At 61.6% G+C, this 15,116-nt stretch carries 14 protein-coding genes; 13 read left to right on the forward strand and 1 reads right to left on the reverse strand.

All coding sequences use genetic code 11. From position 1 onward, the window contains the following. Positions 1–226 precede the first annotated feature (226 nt). Positions 227–1,111 (forward strand): 4-hydroxy-tetrahydrodipicolinate synthase, encoded by an 885-nt coding sequence (gene dapA, locus AC4P1R_RS03335; RefSeq protein ID WP_492177419.1) that lies wholly within the window; start codon positions 227–229, stop codon positions 1,109–1,111. Beyond that, positions 1,111–1,590, forward strand: a complete 480-nt coding sequence (gene smpB / locus AC4P1R_RS03340; protein ID WP_069460541.1) for an SsrA-binding protein SmpB — start codon at positions 1,111–1,113, stop codon at positions 1,588–1,590. The genes dapA and smpB overlap by 1 nt, the downstream gene beginning before the upstream one ends. A 131-nt stretch (positions 1,591–1,721) precedes the next feature. Here the strand turns inward: smpB and AC4P1R_RS03345 are convergent, their stop codons facing one another. Beyond that, positions 1,722–2,300 carry a LabA-like NYN domain-containing protein gene (locus AC4P1R_RS03345; protein ID WP_034854310.1) on the reverse strand — a complete coding sequence of 193 codons (579 nt, stop codon included), beginning with the start codon at positions 2,298–2,300 and terminating at the stop codon, positions 1,722–1,724. Between the two features lie 474 nt (positions 2,301–2,774). On the opposite strand from AC4P1R_RS03345, the gene rpoZ reads away from it, so the two are divergent. From rpoZ to AC4P1R_RS03400, 11 genes are all read left to right on the forward strand, one after another. Beyond that, the gene (gene rpoZ / locus AC4P1R_RS03350) at positions 2,775–3,179 is read left to right on the forward strand and encodes a DNA-directed RNA polymerase subunit omega (RefSeq protein ID WP_069460542.1); all 405 of its coding nucleotides are present in this window, start codon (positions 2,775–2,777) and stop codon (positions 3,177–3,179) included. A 106-nt stretch (positions 3,180–3,285) separates the two neighbouring features. Then, positions 3,286–5,511, forward strand: a complete 2,226-nt coding sequence (locus tag AC4P1R_RS03355) for a RelA/SpoT family protein (protein WP_069460543.1) — start codon at positions 3,286–3,288, stop codon at positions 5,509–5,511. A gap of 215 nt (positions 5,512–5,726) precedes the next feature. Continuing rightward, the gene (locus AC4P1R_RS03360; protein WP_069460544.1) at positions 5,727–5,879 is read left to right on the forward strand and encodes a DUF3563 family protein; all 153 of its coding nucleotides are present in this window, start codon (positions 5,727–5,729) and stop codon (positions 5,877–5,879) included. A gap of 202 nt (positions 5,880–6,081) precedes the next feature. Next, complete coding sequence (locus tag AC4P1R_RS03365; protein WP_069460545.1) at positions 6,082–6,639, forward strand: DUF2062 domain-containing protein; 558 nt, start codon at positions 6,082–6,084, stop codon at positions 6,637–6,639. After that, positions 6,636–7,055: a holo-ACP synthase gene (gene acpS / locus AC4P1R_RS03370; protein WP_069460546.1), complete on the forward strand. Its 420-nt coding sequence runs from the start codon at positions 6,636–6,638 to the stop codon at positions 7,053–7,055. Before AC4P1R_RS03365 ends, acpS begins: the two co-directional genes overlap by 4 nt. 220 nt (positions 7,056–7,275) lie before the next feature. Then, positions 7,276–8,019: a signal peptidase I gene (lepB, locus tag AC4P1R_RS03375; protein WP_069460837.1), complete on the forward strand. Its 744-nt coding sequence runs from the start codon at positions 7,276–7,278 to the stop codon at positions 8,017–8,019. Continuing rightward, positions 8,019–8,735: a ribonuclease III gene (gene rnc, locus AC4P1R_RS03380; protein WP_106407947.1), complete on the forward strand. Its 717-nt coding sequence runs from the start codon at positions 8,019–8,021 to the stop codon at positions 8,733–8,735. The genes lepB and rnc overlap by 1 nt, the downstream gene beginning before the upstream one ends. 8 nt (positions 8,736–8,743) lie before the next feature. After that, positions 8,744–9,673, forward strand: a complete 930-nt coding sequence (gene era / locus AC4P1R_RS03385; protein ID WP_069460838.1) for a GTPase Era — start codon at positions 8,744–8,746, stop codon at positions 9,671–9,673. A 195-nt stretch (positions 9,674–9,868) separates the two neighbouring features. Then, complete coding sequence (locus tag AC4P1R_RS03390; protein WP_069460548.1) at positions 9,869–10,882, forward strand: glutathione S-transferase family protein; 1,014 nt, start codon at positions 9,869–9,871, stop codon at positions 10,880–10,882. Between the two features lie 437 nt (positions 10,883–11,319). Then, positions 11,320–12,576 carry a cyclopropane fatty acid synthase gene (locus AC4P1R_RS03395; RefSeq protein WP_492177420.1) on the forward strand — a complete coding sequence of 419 codons (1,257 nt, stop codon included), beginning with the start codon at positions 11,320–11,322 and terminating at the stop codon, positions 12,574–12,576. A 195-nt stretch (positions 12,577–12,771) separates the two neighbouring features. Next, positions 12,772–15,078, forward strand: a complete 2,307-nt coding sequence (locus AC4P1R_RS03400) for a Tex family protein (protein ID WP_492177421.1) — start codon at positions 12,772–12,774, stop codon at positions 15,076–15,078. The last annotated feature ends 38 nt before the right edge of the window (positions 15,079–15,116 follow it).

The following is a 15,116-nucleotide window of genomic DNA, read 5'->3' on the forward strand; positions in this document are numbered from 1 at the left end:
GCCAAAGGCCGCTACGGTTGTCGAACGCAACGCGTCTCTGTCGTAAAACGACATCGATCCAACACCACAGGCCGCAACAATCGACTTGCACGGAAACTGACGGCAAATGCATCGTCACGCCGCTTGCCGCAGCCATATCACATGATTATGGTGCGGCAGTTTTTAACCATCGAATGCGGCCAAAGAGTGAGCGTTTCTTGCCCTTCCGAGCCGTCAGGAGTTGTGCATGTTCAAGGGTTCCATTCCCGCACTCGTAACCCCGTTCACGTCCACCGGTGCCGTGGACGCGGATCGTTTCGTCGCGCATGTGGAATGGCAGATGAAAGAGGGCAGCCACGGACTTGTGCCGGTGGGCACGACCGGCGAGTCCCCGACGCTTTCGCATGACGAGCATAAGCAGGTCGTGGAACTCTGCGTCGAGGCGGCCGCGCGGCGCGTGCCGGTCATCGCCGGCGCCGGCTCCAACAACACGATCGAGGCGATCGAGCTTGCGCAGCACGCCGAGAGGGCCGGCGCCGATGCGATCCTGGTCGTTACGCCCTACTACAACAAGCCGACGCAGAAGGGGCTCTTTGCCCATTTCGCGGCGATCGCCGAAAGCGTGAAGCTGCCGATCGTGATCTACAATATTCCCGGCCGGTCTGTTGTCGATATGAGCGTCGAAACCATGGCCGCGCTCGCAAGGGCCTATCCGACGATCGTCGGTGTCAAGGATGCGACCGGCAAGATCGAGCGCGTTTCCGAGCAGCGCATGGCCTGCGGCAAGGATTTCGTCCAGCTTTCCGGCGAGGACGCGACCGCGCTCGGCTTCAACGCGCATGGCGGGGTCGGCTGCATCTCCGTCACAGCCAATGTCGCCCCGCGGCTCTGCGCTGAATTCCAGGAGGCGACGCTCGCGGGTGATTATGCCAAGGCACTGGAATACCAAGACAAATTGATGCCGCTACACAAGGCGATTTTCATGGAGCCGGGTCTCTGCGGCGCGAAATACGCGCTCAATCGCCTCGGCCGGATGAGCCGCACGGTGCGGTCGCCGCTGCTCTCGACGCTGGAGCCGGCAACCGAGGCGGCTATCGACGCGGCGCTCAGGCATGCGGGATTGATGAATTGATGGCACAAAAGGGCAGCGAGCGCACGGTCAGAAGAGTTGTGGCGGAGAACCGCAAGGCTCGCTTCAACTACGAGATCGTCGATACCTACGAGGCCGGTCTCGTCCTGACCGGAACGGAGGTCAAGTCGTTGCGTGAGGGCAAGGCCAATATCTCTGAATCCTACGCGACCGACGAGGGCGGTGAAATCTGGCTGATCAATTCCTATCTGCCGGAATATCTGCAGGCCAACCGCTTCAATCATGAGACGCGCCGCCGGCGGAAACTGCTTCTGTCGAAGCGACAGGTCAATCGCCTGCAGGGCGCCGTCAACCGCGAGGGCATGTCCCTGGTGCCGCTCCGGATCTATTTCAACGAGCGCGGTCGGGCGAAACTCGAACTGGCGCTCGCCAAGGGCAAGAAACTGCACGACAAGCGAGAGACGGCCAAGGAGCGGGACTGGAACCGGCAGAAGAGCCGGCTGCTCAAGGAGCGCGGCTGAGTTCTGGGCACTGGTGCCCCTCATCCCGCTGCCGCGACCTTCTCCCCGCAGGCGGGGAGAGGGCTAGTCCTCGGGTTAAACCCGAGGAGAGGGGCACCACGCCGCACGCCCTGGTATCCCGTCTATTCTGATCAAAGCTCCACATCATCCGCAACCGGCTCTGCCGGCCGCGGCGTGCGTTCCGAAGGTTCGCGGCCAACCTCGCCTCTGAGCGTTGCGAGATCGATGAAATGGTCGGCCTGGCGGCGCAGGTCGTCGGCGATCATCGGCGGCTGCGTCGACATGGTCGAGACGACGGAGACCTTGCGGCCCTTGCGCTGCAGCGCCTCGACGAGCGTGGTGAAATCGCCGTCGCCGGAGAAGATCACCAAGTGATCAACGGTCTCGGCCTGTTCCATGGCGTCGATCGCAAGCTCTATATCCATATTGCCCTTGATCTTGCGCCGTCCGAGCGAGTCGGTGAATTCCTTGGCCGGCTTGGTCACGACCTTGTAGCCATTGTAGTCCAGCCAGTCGATCAGCGGCCGGATTGAGGAATATTCCTGGTCCTCGATGAGCGCCGTGTAATAATAGGCCCTGAGCAGGTAGCCGCGTTTCTGGAATGCTTTGAGCAGCTTGCGGTAATCGATGTCGAAACCTAGGCTCTTCGAGGCGGCATAGAGATTGGCGCCGTCGATAAACAGAGCGATTTTCTCCCGGGGATCGAACATCGTGATTTCCTTTTCCACGCCTGCGCATTGTACCGACCGCCCCCGCGGAAGGCTGCGCTTAAATAGGTGCACTACATTAATAATTGCTGGTATGGCAAATAATGTAAGTTAGGCGATTGCATTAATCCAACAGGCGTATGCTGCCTATTGCAAATTTTAGCAGTCGCTGCAGTTCATCCACACGTTCAATTTACGATTGTCGGCGGCGTTTTTACCTCGCTTGCAATGAAATACGATCCATATCTAACGCCTGCCACCCGTGCCGGGACGGCACATTCTACCATGCGGCGGGGAAGGATGTGAGCGCCGGATGCAGGAAAAACTTGAACTTGTGCGGATTTGATTGTATCCGGGCGCTAATTCCAGAAATCGGAGCCAATGGAGCCGTCACGTTACGGCAATTTCCGGTTTCGACGTCGTCAATCTGCGCAGCGGCAATGCCGCCGCGCCTTTCCAGTCGCAAAGGACAAGGCCATGGCCCGCGTCACCGTCGAAGACTGCATCGACAAGGTCGAAAATCGTTTCGAGCTCGTCCTGCTTGCCAGCCACCGCGCTCGTCTCATATCGCAAGGCGCCCAGATCACGGTCGACCGCGACAATGACAAGAACCCGGTCGTCGCATTGCGCGAGATCGCCGACGAGACGCTTTCGCCCGGCGATCTGAAGGAAGACCTGATCCACTCGCTGCAGAAGCATGTCGAAGTGGACGAGCCAGAGCCCGATGCGGCCGCGCTCACCCAGACCGAGACGGCCGCTTTCGCGGAAGCCGCGGAGGAAGAAGACCAGCCGGAAGCGCTGACCTTCGACCGCATGTCCGAGGAAGAACTGCTGGCCGGCATCGAGGGCCTGGTTCCCCCGGAAAAGAGCGACGACTACTGAGATCCGTTCGGCAAAAGCTGTTCCAACGTGTTTTCGAAGCAGTGCGCCACTCGTATGATTGGCGCACTTTTTTTGTTTGTTGTGATTGCAATGGAGCCGCCAGCGGATGATGCGCCAATACGAGCTCGTTGAGCGCGTGCAGAGCTACAAGCCCGATGTCAATGAGGCCTTGCTGAACAAGGCCTATGTCTACGCCATGCAGAAACATGGACAGCAGAAGCGGGCAAGCGGCGATCCCTATATTTCCCACCCCCTGGAAGTGGCGGCGATCCTGACGGAGATGCACCTCGACGAGTCCACGATCGCCGTGGCGCTGCTGCACGACACGATCGAGGACACGACAGCGACGCGACAGGAGATCGACGAACTCTTCGGCGAGGATATCGGCGCGCTGGTCGAGGGGCTGACGAAAATCAAGAAGCTCGATCTCGTCACCAAGAAAGCGAAGCAGGCGGAAAACCTGCGCAAGCTCCTGCTGGCGATCTCGGACGATGTCCGCGTTCTCCTCGTCAAGCTCGCCGACCGGCTGCACAACATGCGCACGCTCGATCACATGTCGGCGGAAAAGCGTGCCAGGATATCCGAGGAGACGATGGACATCTATGCGCCGCTTGCCGGGCGCATGGGCATGCAGGACATGCGCGAGGAACTCGAAAACCTCGCCTTCCGCCATATCAATCCAGAGGCTTACGAGACGGTCACGAGGCGGCTGGAGGAGCTCTCCCAGCGCAATGAAGGCCTGATCAAGAAGATCGAACAGGAATTGAGCGACTTGCTCGAGGCCGAGGGCCTCAAGAGCGGCTATGTGAAGGGAAGACAGAAGAAGCCCTATTCCGTCTTTCGCAAGATGCAGTCGAAATCGCTCTCTTTTGAGCAATTGTCGGATGTCTGGGGCTTCCGCATTATCGTCGACGATATCCAATCCTGCTATCGGGCGCTCGGCATCGTCCACACCCGCTGGCGCGTGGTACCAGGCCGTTTCAAGGACTACATCTCCACCCCGAAGCAAAATGATTACCAGTCGATACACACGACGATTATCGGACCGTCCCGCCAACGCATCGAACTGCAGATCCGCACCAAGCGCATGCATGAGATCGCCGAATACGGCATCGCGGCGCATGCGATCTACAAGGATCGCGACACCGTCTCGGGGGAGGCGACGCGGTCTCCGACGTCGAATGCCTATGCGTGGCTGCGCCGCACGATCGAGTCGCTCGCCGAAGGCGACAATCCGGAAGAATTCCTCGAGCACACAAAACTCGAACTGTTCCAGGACCAGGTATTCTGCTTCACGCCCAAGGGGCAGTTGATCGCGCTGCCGCGTGGCGCGACGCCGATCGACTTTGCCTATGCGGTGCACACCAATATCGGCGATACCTGCGTCGGCGCCAAGATCAACGGCCGCATCATGCCGCTGGTGACGCGACTGAACAATGGTGACGAGGTGGAGATCATCCGCTCCGGCATTCAGGTGCCGCCACCCGCCTGGGAAGAGATCGTCGTCACCGGCAAGGCGCGCGCCGCCATTCGCCGCGCGACGCGTGCGGCGGTGCGCAAGCAATATGCCGGCCTCGGCTACCGCATCCTCGAGCGCACCTTCGAGCGGGCCGGCAAAACCTTCTCACGCGAGGGATTGAAGCCGGTGTTGCACCGGCTCGGGCAGAAGGAAATCGAAGACGCGATAGCCGCCGTCGGCCGCGGGGAGCTCTCCTCGCTCGACGTGCTGCGTGCCGTCTTCCCCGACCATCAGGACGAACGCGTGACCGTCAAGCCTAGCGCAGACGACGGCTGGTTCAACATGCGTAGCGCCGCCGGGATGGTCTTCAAGCTGCCGGGCCGCTCGAAAGAGGCGACCGCTGCGCAGCAGGCCGAAGGACCGGAAGCGCTGCCGATCCGCGGCCTGTCCGGCAATGCCGAGGTGCATTTCAGCCCCGCCGGGGCGGTTCCCGGCGACCGGATCGTCGGCATCATGGATAAGGAGAAGGGCATCACCATCTACCCGATCCAGTCGCCGATCCTGCAGAAGTTCGACGAGGAACCGGAGCGCTGGATCGATGTGCGATGGGATCTGGACGAGGCGAACAACAGCCGTTTCATGGCAAGGATTGCTGTCAGCGCCTTGAACGAGCCCGGCACGCTGGCGGAGATTGCCCAGGCGGTTGCTACCACCGACGTCAACATCCGCTCGCTGTCGATGGGCCGCGTGGCAGCCGATTTCAGCGAATTGCAGTTTGATCTCGAAGTCTGGGACCTGCGCCAGCTCAACCATCTGATGACGCAACTGAAGGAACTGCCGAGCATTTCCATGGTGAAGCGCCTGTTCGCGTGATCCAAATACCAGTCTCGGTGACAGGAGCCGATAGGGCCGGCTCGATCGTGGGCGTCGAGAACCTGCTGATGCAAATGCCTGAATATCGGGCACGGATGAGCGAGAAACCGGTGCTGCCATGCGCGCGGCGCATGGCTGCCGCCTCATCCCGGCGCTGGTGTAGCAGACATAGCTAAACTATCTTCCTGCTCGGGAGGTAAACGAAGAGGTTTGCCATGTTCAAGCAGTTGAAGAAAATCACCCGTGCTCTGCACATTCCCACCGTCGAGGAACGCGAGATCGCCTATCTGAACGGCTCGGTCGATCGCATGGACCTCGAGCACCGCCAGCGTCAGATCGATCGCGGCCTTTTTCGGAAGTATTATTGACCTGCAGCCGTTGCGCCCCGGTGAGGCGCCGCGGAAGCGCTCAATCGAGTCATGCGCCATTTGCATGGCTCCCACGCTGGCAGACCCGTCATGGTCTCCCTTGCGTGCGGCGCTGCTCGCACTTATCTTTCGCCGGAACGAGGCGGGCGGGCCGTCTTGCGCCGATTTGCGGCGGTCTCTGCATGGGATCATGACGGCATAGATGTTATTCAGGCGTAGAAAACCGGTGCCGCTTGCCGAAAGACTCCGCGCCGTGATCTCGCCGCGCAAGGGGCGAGGGCGCGGTTTGCGCTATATCGCCCTGCGTATACTGCGCCTGAAATCGTCGCCGCATTCGATTGCCGTCGGCGTGGCGGCGGGCGCAGCATCCTCCTTCACTCCGTTCTTCGGTTTGCACATCGTTATGGCGGTCATCCTTGCATCGGCCTTCTCGGGCAATGTGCTCGCAGCCGCCATCAGCACGGTACTCGCCAATCCGATCACCATTCCGGTGATCCTGACCGTTTCCTATGAGATCGGCACCGCGCTTTTGGGGCCAGTGGGCGGTGCGGCCGTCACCGCGGCGGAAATCGGCCGGATGATCGAGCACATGAACCTGGCTGAACTCTGGGGACCGGTTCTGAAGCCGCTGCTCGTCGGTTCGATCCCGCTCGCCCTGGCCGGCGCCTTGATCTTCTATCCGCTTGCCTTCCGGGCCGCTTGGCATTTTCAGAAGCAGCGCCGGCACCAGCGTGTGCAGAGGGTCGGACATTCATCATGATCATCGGCATCGGCAGCGATCTCATCGATATCCGCCGCATAGAGAATTCTCTCGAGCGTTTCGGCGAGCGTTTCGTCCAGCGCTGTTTCACCGACATCGAAATCGCCAAGTCGGAGAGCCGCAAGAACCGCGCGGCATCCTACGCCAAGCGCTTCGCGGCCAAAGAGGCCTGTTCGAAGGCGCTGGGTACCGGCCTGGCGCAGGGCGTGTTCTGGAAGGACATGGGCGTCGTCAATATGCCGGGTGGAAAGCCGACGATGCAATTGACCGGCGGCGCGGCGCAGCGCCTGCAAGGGATGTTGCCCGTCGGACACCGCGCGGCGATCCATCTGACGATCACCGACGATTTTCCATTGGCGCAGGCCTTCGTGATTATCGAGGCTCTTGCGGTTGCTCCGGCGGATGGAACGGTTTAGAGCACTCTCGGGAAGACGGGACCTGCGCGCGAGCGCACTGCGCCACTGAGACCTTGTGCCTCCGAAAAGACGCACGTCGCTGCAAAGGTCGCTTGAGGTGCGGTATTCCCGGAAACTATAGGATCGACTTGCGCGGCGTCGCGCAGGCACGGGAGTTCGGGGCAGTCGAATGCTGAATCGCAAGGCACCCACCGGTCAGGATGACAAGGAAGAAGGCAGAGTGTCAGAGAACACAGAAACGAAGCAGAGCGGTCTCTGGGAAAATGTGAAGGTCATCATCCAGGCACTGCTCCTGGCTTTGGTCATCCGGACGGTCTTCTTTCAGCCCTTTACGATTCCGTCGGGTTCCATGATGCCGACGCTGCTCGTCGGCGACTACATCTTCGTCAACAAATTCGCCTACGGCTATTCGAAATACTCGCTGCCCTTCTCGCCGAACCTCTTCAGCGGGCGCATTTTCGCGAGCGAGCCGGAGCGCGGCGATATCGTCGTCTTCCGTTTCCCGCCGAACCCGGACATCGACTACATCAAGCGGCTGGTCGGCCTTCCGGGCGACCGAATCCAGGTGCGCAACAGCGTTCTCTACGTCAATGACAAGCCCGTTGATCGCGTGCCGGACGGGTCGTTCCGCGCGGACGACCAATACGACACGGGCGGCGACATCCCGGTTTACCGGGAGACCATGGACAACGGCGTTTCCTATGACACGCTCGACCAATTCCCGGATTCGCGCGGTGATAATACCCGTGAATTCATCGTCCCCGAGGGCCACTACTTCATGATGGGCGACAACCGGGACAATTCTGCCGACAGCCGCTTCGATGTCGGTTTCGTTCCGGCTGAGAACCTGGTCGGCCGCGCCAGCCTGATCTTCTTCTCGCTCGGCAACGACACCTCGTTCCGTGAGATTTGGAAGTGGCCGGCCAACCTGCGCTACGACCGCCTGTTCAAGGGCGTCGAATGATGAAGGGACGCTCGCTGAGCGCGGAGGATCGGGCAAGGCTCGAGACCGCGATCGGTTATCAGTTCTCGGAGAAGGAGCGGCTTGATCGCGCCCTGACCCATTCCAGCGCCCGAACGGCGCGGGGCAGCAACTACCAGCGGCTGGAATTCCTCGGCGATCGCGTGCTCGGGCTCTGCGTAGCGGAACTCCTGTTCCAGACCTTTCGTGACGCCAACGAGGGCGAGCTTTCGGTGCGCCTGAACCAGCTCGTCAGCGCAGAGAGCTGCGCGCGGGTTGCCGACGAGCTATCGCTGCACGAATTCATCCGCACGGGGTCGGACGTCAAGAGAATTACGGGCAAGCACATGATGAATGTGAGGGCCGATGTGGTAGAGTCACTGATCGCCGCCATCTATCTCGACGGCGGGCTGGAGGCGGCGCGGCGCTTCGTGCTCAAGCACTGGACCGATCGCGCCGAAAGCGCCGACGGTGCCCGGCGCGATGCGAAAACCGAATTGCAGGAATGGGCGCACGCCAGGTTCGGTGTCGCGCCGAAATACAGGACGGATGATCGTTCCGGTCCCGACCATGATCCCCGCTTCACGGTGACGGTCGAGGTGGCCGGGCTAGCGCCCGAGACGGGCATGGACCGCTCGAAACGCGCCGCGGAGCAGATCGCCGCCATGAGGTTGCTGGAGCGCGAGGGTGTTTGGCAGAAGCGGTCTGCCGGAGATTGACGGATATCATGACGGACAAGGAACAGGACAAGGGCGCCGGCGCCAAGCCGACCCGCTCGGGTTTCGTGGCGCTGATCGGCGCGACGAATGCCGGCAAATCGACATTGGTCAACCGCCTTGTCGGGGCGAAGGTGACGATCGTCAGCCACAAGGTGCAGACGACGCGGGCGATCATTCGCGGCATTGCCATTCACGACAACACTCAGATCGTCTTCCTGGATACCCCCGGCATCTTCAAGCCGCGCCGGCGGCTTGACCGCGCCATGGTCACCACCGCATGGGGCGGCGCAAAGGATGCCGACGTGATCGTGCTGCTGATCGACAGCGAGCGCGGGCTCAAGGGCGATGCGGAGGCGATCCTCGATGGCTTGAAGGAGGTCCGGCAGCCAAAGGTGCTGGTGCTCAACAAGATCGACCGGGTCCGCCCGGAGGAACTGTTGCAGCTTTCGGCCGCGGCAAACGATGCCGTCGGCTTCGAGCGTACCTTCATGATTTCGGCGCAGAACGGCTCCGGCTGCCAGGATCTCATGGATTACCTCGCGGCGACGCTGCCGGAGGGCCCGTGGTATTATCCCGAGGACCAGATTTCCGACCTGCCGATGCGCCAGCTCGCGGCCGAGATCACCCGCGAAAAGCTGTTCCTTCGCCTGCATCAGGAGATCCCCTACGCCTCGCATGTCGAGACCGAGAAGTGGGAAGAACGCAAGGATGGCTCCGTGCGCATCGAGCAGGTGATCTATGTCGAGCGCGACAGCCAGAAGAAGATCGCGCTCGGCAAGGGCGGTGAGGCGATCAAGGCGATCTCGACGGCGGCCCGCAGGGAGATTTCGGAGATCCTGGAACAGCCGGTCCACCTGTTCCTGTTCGTGAAGGTGCGCGAGAACTGGGGGGACGATCCGGAACGCTTCCGCGAAATGGGGCTCGAATTCCCGAAGTAGCCCGTAGCTCCGCGGCTTGCGGTCGTTAGACTGTAAACGAGTAAGATTCGCTCGCGCCCACCTCCTCCCGTGAGGCAAGTCCGTTATCCAGAGCGCGAACAATCTGTCACCCCTCCACGCGATTGACCCGCCGGTAGTCTCATGGGAGGAGGTGGGCGATGGCGCCGGTGAGTACAGCGTCTCGGGAGAGCTCGAATGCCGCAACTGGTCGACGGAGAATGGGTAAGGACCGATGTCGCCGCGAGCGAGATGAAGGACGGCGCCTTCCACCGCGAGCCGACCCGGTTCCGCAACTGGATCACCGCCGATGGACGGCCGGGGCCGGACGGCCAGCCGGCGCGAAGGGCGGAAGCCGGCCGCTACCGGTTGTTCGTATCGTATCTTTGCCCCTGGGCCTCGCGCACCATCGCGATGCGCGTACTCAAGGGTCTCGAAGGGATCGTCAGCCTTGCAGTGGCGGATCCCGTGCTGGGAGACGACGGATGGGCCTATCGCGAGCCCGCCGACGCCGGCACCCGCGTCGGCCGCATTCGCTACCATCACCAGCTCTACACCGCAAGCGATCCGACCTATACGGGCAAGGTCTCGGTGCCGGTGCTGTGGGACATGCAGGAGGGATCGATCGTCAACAACGAATCGGCCGAAATCATCCGCATTCTCAATACGGCTTTTGATCGGCTCTCAGGCAATCGCCTGGACTTCTATCCTGCATCTTTGCGCAAGGAAATCGAACGTTGGAACGAGCCGATCTACACCCGCGTGAATAACGGTGTCTATCGGGCGGGCTTCGCCAAGACGCAGGCCGCCTATGACGAGGCCGTCGCGGCGCTTTTCGACATGCTCGACGAGCTCGAATCGCATCTTTCGACGCACAGATATCTCGCCGGCGAATATCTTACCGAAGCGGATCTCCGCCTGTTCGTAACCCTGGTCCGTTTCGACGCCGCCTATTACGGTGCCTTCAAGTGCAACATTCGCCGGATCGAGGATTATCCTTCGCTCTCCGGCCACCTGCGGGAGATCTACCAGTGGCCGGGCATCCGCGAGAGCGTACGCATCGACGAGATCAAGCGCGGCTATTACAGCCTGCGCAACGTCAACCCGACCGGAATCGTACCGGCCGGACCTGCAATCGACTTCGATCGTCCGCATGATCGAGACCGTCTCCCCGGCCGGGGCGTCTTCGGCGCCGGCTCCATGTTTCCGTAAAGCTTGACCGGCTGCAGTCGAGTCCGCTGCAGCGATCTCTACGCATCAGAACAAGACGAACGCTGTAGAGGACTGACACCGGGCGGTACCTCAAACGTATAGCGATAGTTCTTTCGAATATTCTAAGGCGGCAAGTCCTTGAGGGGCCACGGAAAAGCCCCATTGATAAACCGCCGAACCTCGCTAAGTTTAAGGGAAGTTCTGATGGATAGGAGCCCTAAACGGCTTGCCTGACGACATCCCGGTCGCTGCTCCTGCGCGCATTGCCGGTTCAGCTTTCCGGAGGCCGTGAGGCTTGCCCGAGCCGGTTTCCGGCCACTTCCGGACGCGACCATTTCGCGAGCGCAGCACATATTTCCGGAAGACGGCCGAGCCACCCTACGCTCCGTGCGGAAGAACCGAAAGGTTTCAGTCGAGGTCTGGCGTCGAGGTAGGATATGAATGCGGCATTGGTGAATTTGCTTCGCAGTCTGGTGCAGAAGGGAAAACTCAAGGTCATCTTCGCGACGGGTGAGCAGGTCGTGTTCGGCGACGGCACGGGGAAGCCGGCGACCATAAGGCTCGTCGACGCCGAAGCAGAAAAGGCCATAGTGCGCGATCCCGGGCTGAAGTTCGGCGAAATGTACATGGACGGTCGCGTCGTCATCGAGGAGGGCGATATCTTCGATGTCCTTTCCATCGCCAAGAGCAATGGTCTGGAGAACGCCGCAAACGCCGCCAACACCGTGACGGCGGTTTGGCACGTTCTGCGCCAGCAGCTAAAGAGCCGGCTGCCGGTCAATCGCAACCGCCGCAACGTCGCGCATCATTACGATCTCGATGGCAAGCTCTTCAACCTCTTCCTGGATGAGGACTGGCAATATTCCTGCGCCTATTTTCATCCGCCGGGAATCTCGCTCGAAGAGGCTCAGCGCGCCAAGAAGCGGCACATCGCGGCCAAGCTTCTGCTCGAACCCGGCCAGAAGGTGCTGGAGGTCGGCTCCGGCTGGGGCGGAATGGCCATGTATCTCGCCGAATCCTCGGGGGTCGAGGTTACGGGCATCACGCTCAGCGAGGAGCAGCTCAAGGTTTCGCGCGAGCGCGCAGCCAAGCGCGGCCTTTCCGATCGCGTCCGATTCGAATTGCAGGACTATCGCACCATGCAGGGGCGGCAGTTCGATCGCATTGTCTCCGTCGGCATGTTCGAGCATGTGGGCATCGGCAACTACGGCATTTTCTTCCGCAAGATGAAGGAGCTCCTGAAGCCCGACGGGGTGATGCTGCTTCACTCGATCGGCCAGATGTACAAGCCCTGGGCCACCAATCCGTGGATCGAGAAATACATATTCCCCGGCGGCTATATCCCCGCCCTTTCGGAGGTTCTGCCGCCGGTCGAAAACGTTCGACTGCTGGTCAAGGACATCGAAATCCTGCCGATGCATTACGCCTGGACGCTCAGGGCCTGGCGCGAGCGCTTCGTGGCGCGGCGGGAAGAGGTGCTGAGGCTGTACGACGAGCGCTTCTTCAGGATGTGGGAATTCTATCTCGCTGCCTCGGAGACTGCGTTCCTCTACGACAAGCATTTCGTTTTCCAGCTCCAGCTTTCGCCATCGCTCGAGACGGTTCCGGTGTCGCGCGACTACATCGAAGCGAAGGAGCGCGAACTGCTGGAATTCGAGAAGACGCGGCAGCGGCTGGAACTCATTGCCGTTTGACCATCCGCCTGCGATATTTTTGAAGAAGCGATGAGAGGGCGCACCATCCCCCCTTCGCCCGCATGCGGGGAAGAAGCCCGCGGGGAATCGTTTCTGCTCTCCTGTGGAGTTCCGGCCGGCCGCAAACGGCTTTCGCTTGGCCTTGCCTCGTTGCGCCGGTATGGTCCCGCCGGAAACAGAAGAACGGAATGCCGAATGGTCACGACCGCAAAGCCCATCGCCACCATCATCGCAAGCGAGATCAAGGCGACCCCTGCTCAGGTCGGCGCCGCAGTCGAATTGCTCGACGGCGGGGCCACCGTGCCGTTCATCGCCCGCTACCGCAAGGAGGTCACCGGCGGTCTCGACGATACGCAACTGCGTATTCTCTCCGAGCGGCTCACCTATCTGCGCGAACTCGAGGCGCGGCGCGTGTCGATTCTCGACTCGATCCGCACCCAGGGCAAGCTCACCGATGACCTCGAAGGCAAAATAGCCGCCGCTGTCACCAAGGCGGAGCTCGAGGACATCTATCTGCCCTACAAGCCGAAGCGGCGGACCAAGGCGGAAATCGCACGGGAGCGCGGCCTCGGGCCGCTCGCGGAAGCGATCCTTGGCGATCGCACCATCGCGCCGGCCGAGCGTGCGGCCGCCTTCCTGAGCGCGGATATCCCAGACGTGAAGACGGCGCTCGACGGCGCCCGCGACATCATCGCCGAGGGCATGACCGAAAATGCCGACCTTCTCGGGCGCCTGCGCAACCATATGCGCGAAGCGGCCTTCCTGCGCGCCAGGGTGGTTGACGGCAGGCAGGAGGCCGGCGCGAAATTCTCCGACTATTTCGACCATACGGAGCGCTGGGCCACCGCGCCCGGGCACCGGGCGCTGGCGATGCTGCGCGGTTGGAACGAGGAGGTCCTTTCCGTCGATATCGTCGTCGATCAGGACGAGGTTTCGCCGCAGAAACCCGTCGAACGGATGATCGCGGCTGCCTATGATGTGCGCGGATCCCTGCCGGGAGACAAGTGGCTGCTGGAGGTCATAGGCTGGACCTGGCGTATCAAACTTTCGCTGTCGCTCTCGCTGGACCTGATGCGCGAGCTGCGTGAGCGGGCCGAGGAGGAGGCGATTCGCGTCTTCGCACGCAATCTCAAGGACCTGCTGCTTGCCGCCCCGGCCGGCTCGCGTGCGACCATGGGTCTCGATCCCGGCATCCGCACCGGCGTGAAGGTCGCCGTCGTCGACGGCACGGGAAAACTCCTGGACACGACGACCGTCTATCCCTTTCCGCCGAAGAACGATGTTCGCGGCACGCAAGCCGAACTCGCATCATTGCTGCGCAAGCACCAGGTCGAGCTGATTGCCATTGGCAACGGCACCGGCAGCCGCGAAACAGAGAAACTCGTCGCCGACATGCTGGCGCAAATGCCGGCACCGAAGCCGACGAAAGTCATCGTCTCGGAAGCGGGAGCCTCGGTTTACTCCGCTTCGGAAACGGCGGCCGTCGAGTTCCCGGAGCTCGATGTTTCACTGCGCGGGGCCGTGTCGATCGCGCGGCGGCTGCAGGATCCGCTTGCCGAACTCGTCAAGATTGAGCCGAAATCGATCGGCGTCGGTCAGTATCAGCACGACGTCGACCAGTCGAAGCTCAGCCGGTCGCTGGACGCAGTGGTCGAAGATGCCGTGAATGCCGTCGGCGTCGATCTCAACACCGCTTCGGCCCCGCTTCTGGCGCGGGTCTCGGGACTCGGCAAGTCGTCGGCGGAAGCGATCGTTACACATCGCAATGCGATGGGCCCCTTTGCCAACCGGCAGGAACTTCTGAAGGTGGCGCGCCTCGGTGCGCGCACCTTCGAGCAATGCGCCGGTTTCTTGAGGATTCCGAATGGACCCGAGCCGCTCGATGCCTCCGCCGTGCACCCGGAAGCCTATGGCATCGCCAAGAAGATCGTCGCCGCCTGCGGCCGCGATGTGCGCTCGCTGATGGGCGATAGCGCTGCCTTGAAGAAGCTCGACCCGCGGATTTTCGTCGACGAGCGCTTCGGTCTGCCAACCGTCAAGGACATTCTCGCCGAGCTGGAGAAACCCGGCCGCGATCCTCGTCCGAGCTTCAAGACCGCGACCTTCGCCGAAGGTATCGACGATATCAGGGACCTGAAAGTCGGCATGCAGCTCGAAGGCACCGTGACGAACGTCGCAGCCTTTGGCGCCTTCGTCGATATCGGCGTACACCAGGATGGCCTCGTGCATGTGTCGCAGCTCGCAGATCGTTTCGTCAAGGATCCGCATGAGATCGTCAAGGCCGGCGACGTAGTACGTGTGCGCGTCACGGAGGTCGATATCGCCCGCAAGCGTATCGGCCTTAGCATGCGCAAGGATGGCGGCGCCTACACCGGCCAAGAGGCGAGGGGAGCAAATCCGAGCGGCGGCAATCGCAATGCGGGCGGGCGGCCGCAGAAGAGCCAGGCCCCGGCACAGGGTGGGTTCGGTGCAGCGCTTATGGAGGCGATGCGCAAAAAGTGAGCGCCGGAAGGAACGGCTTTTGCTGCGGATCGTTAGTA

Source organism: Sinorhizobium sp. Y406, assembly GCF_058732025.1.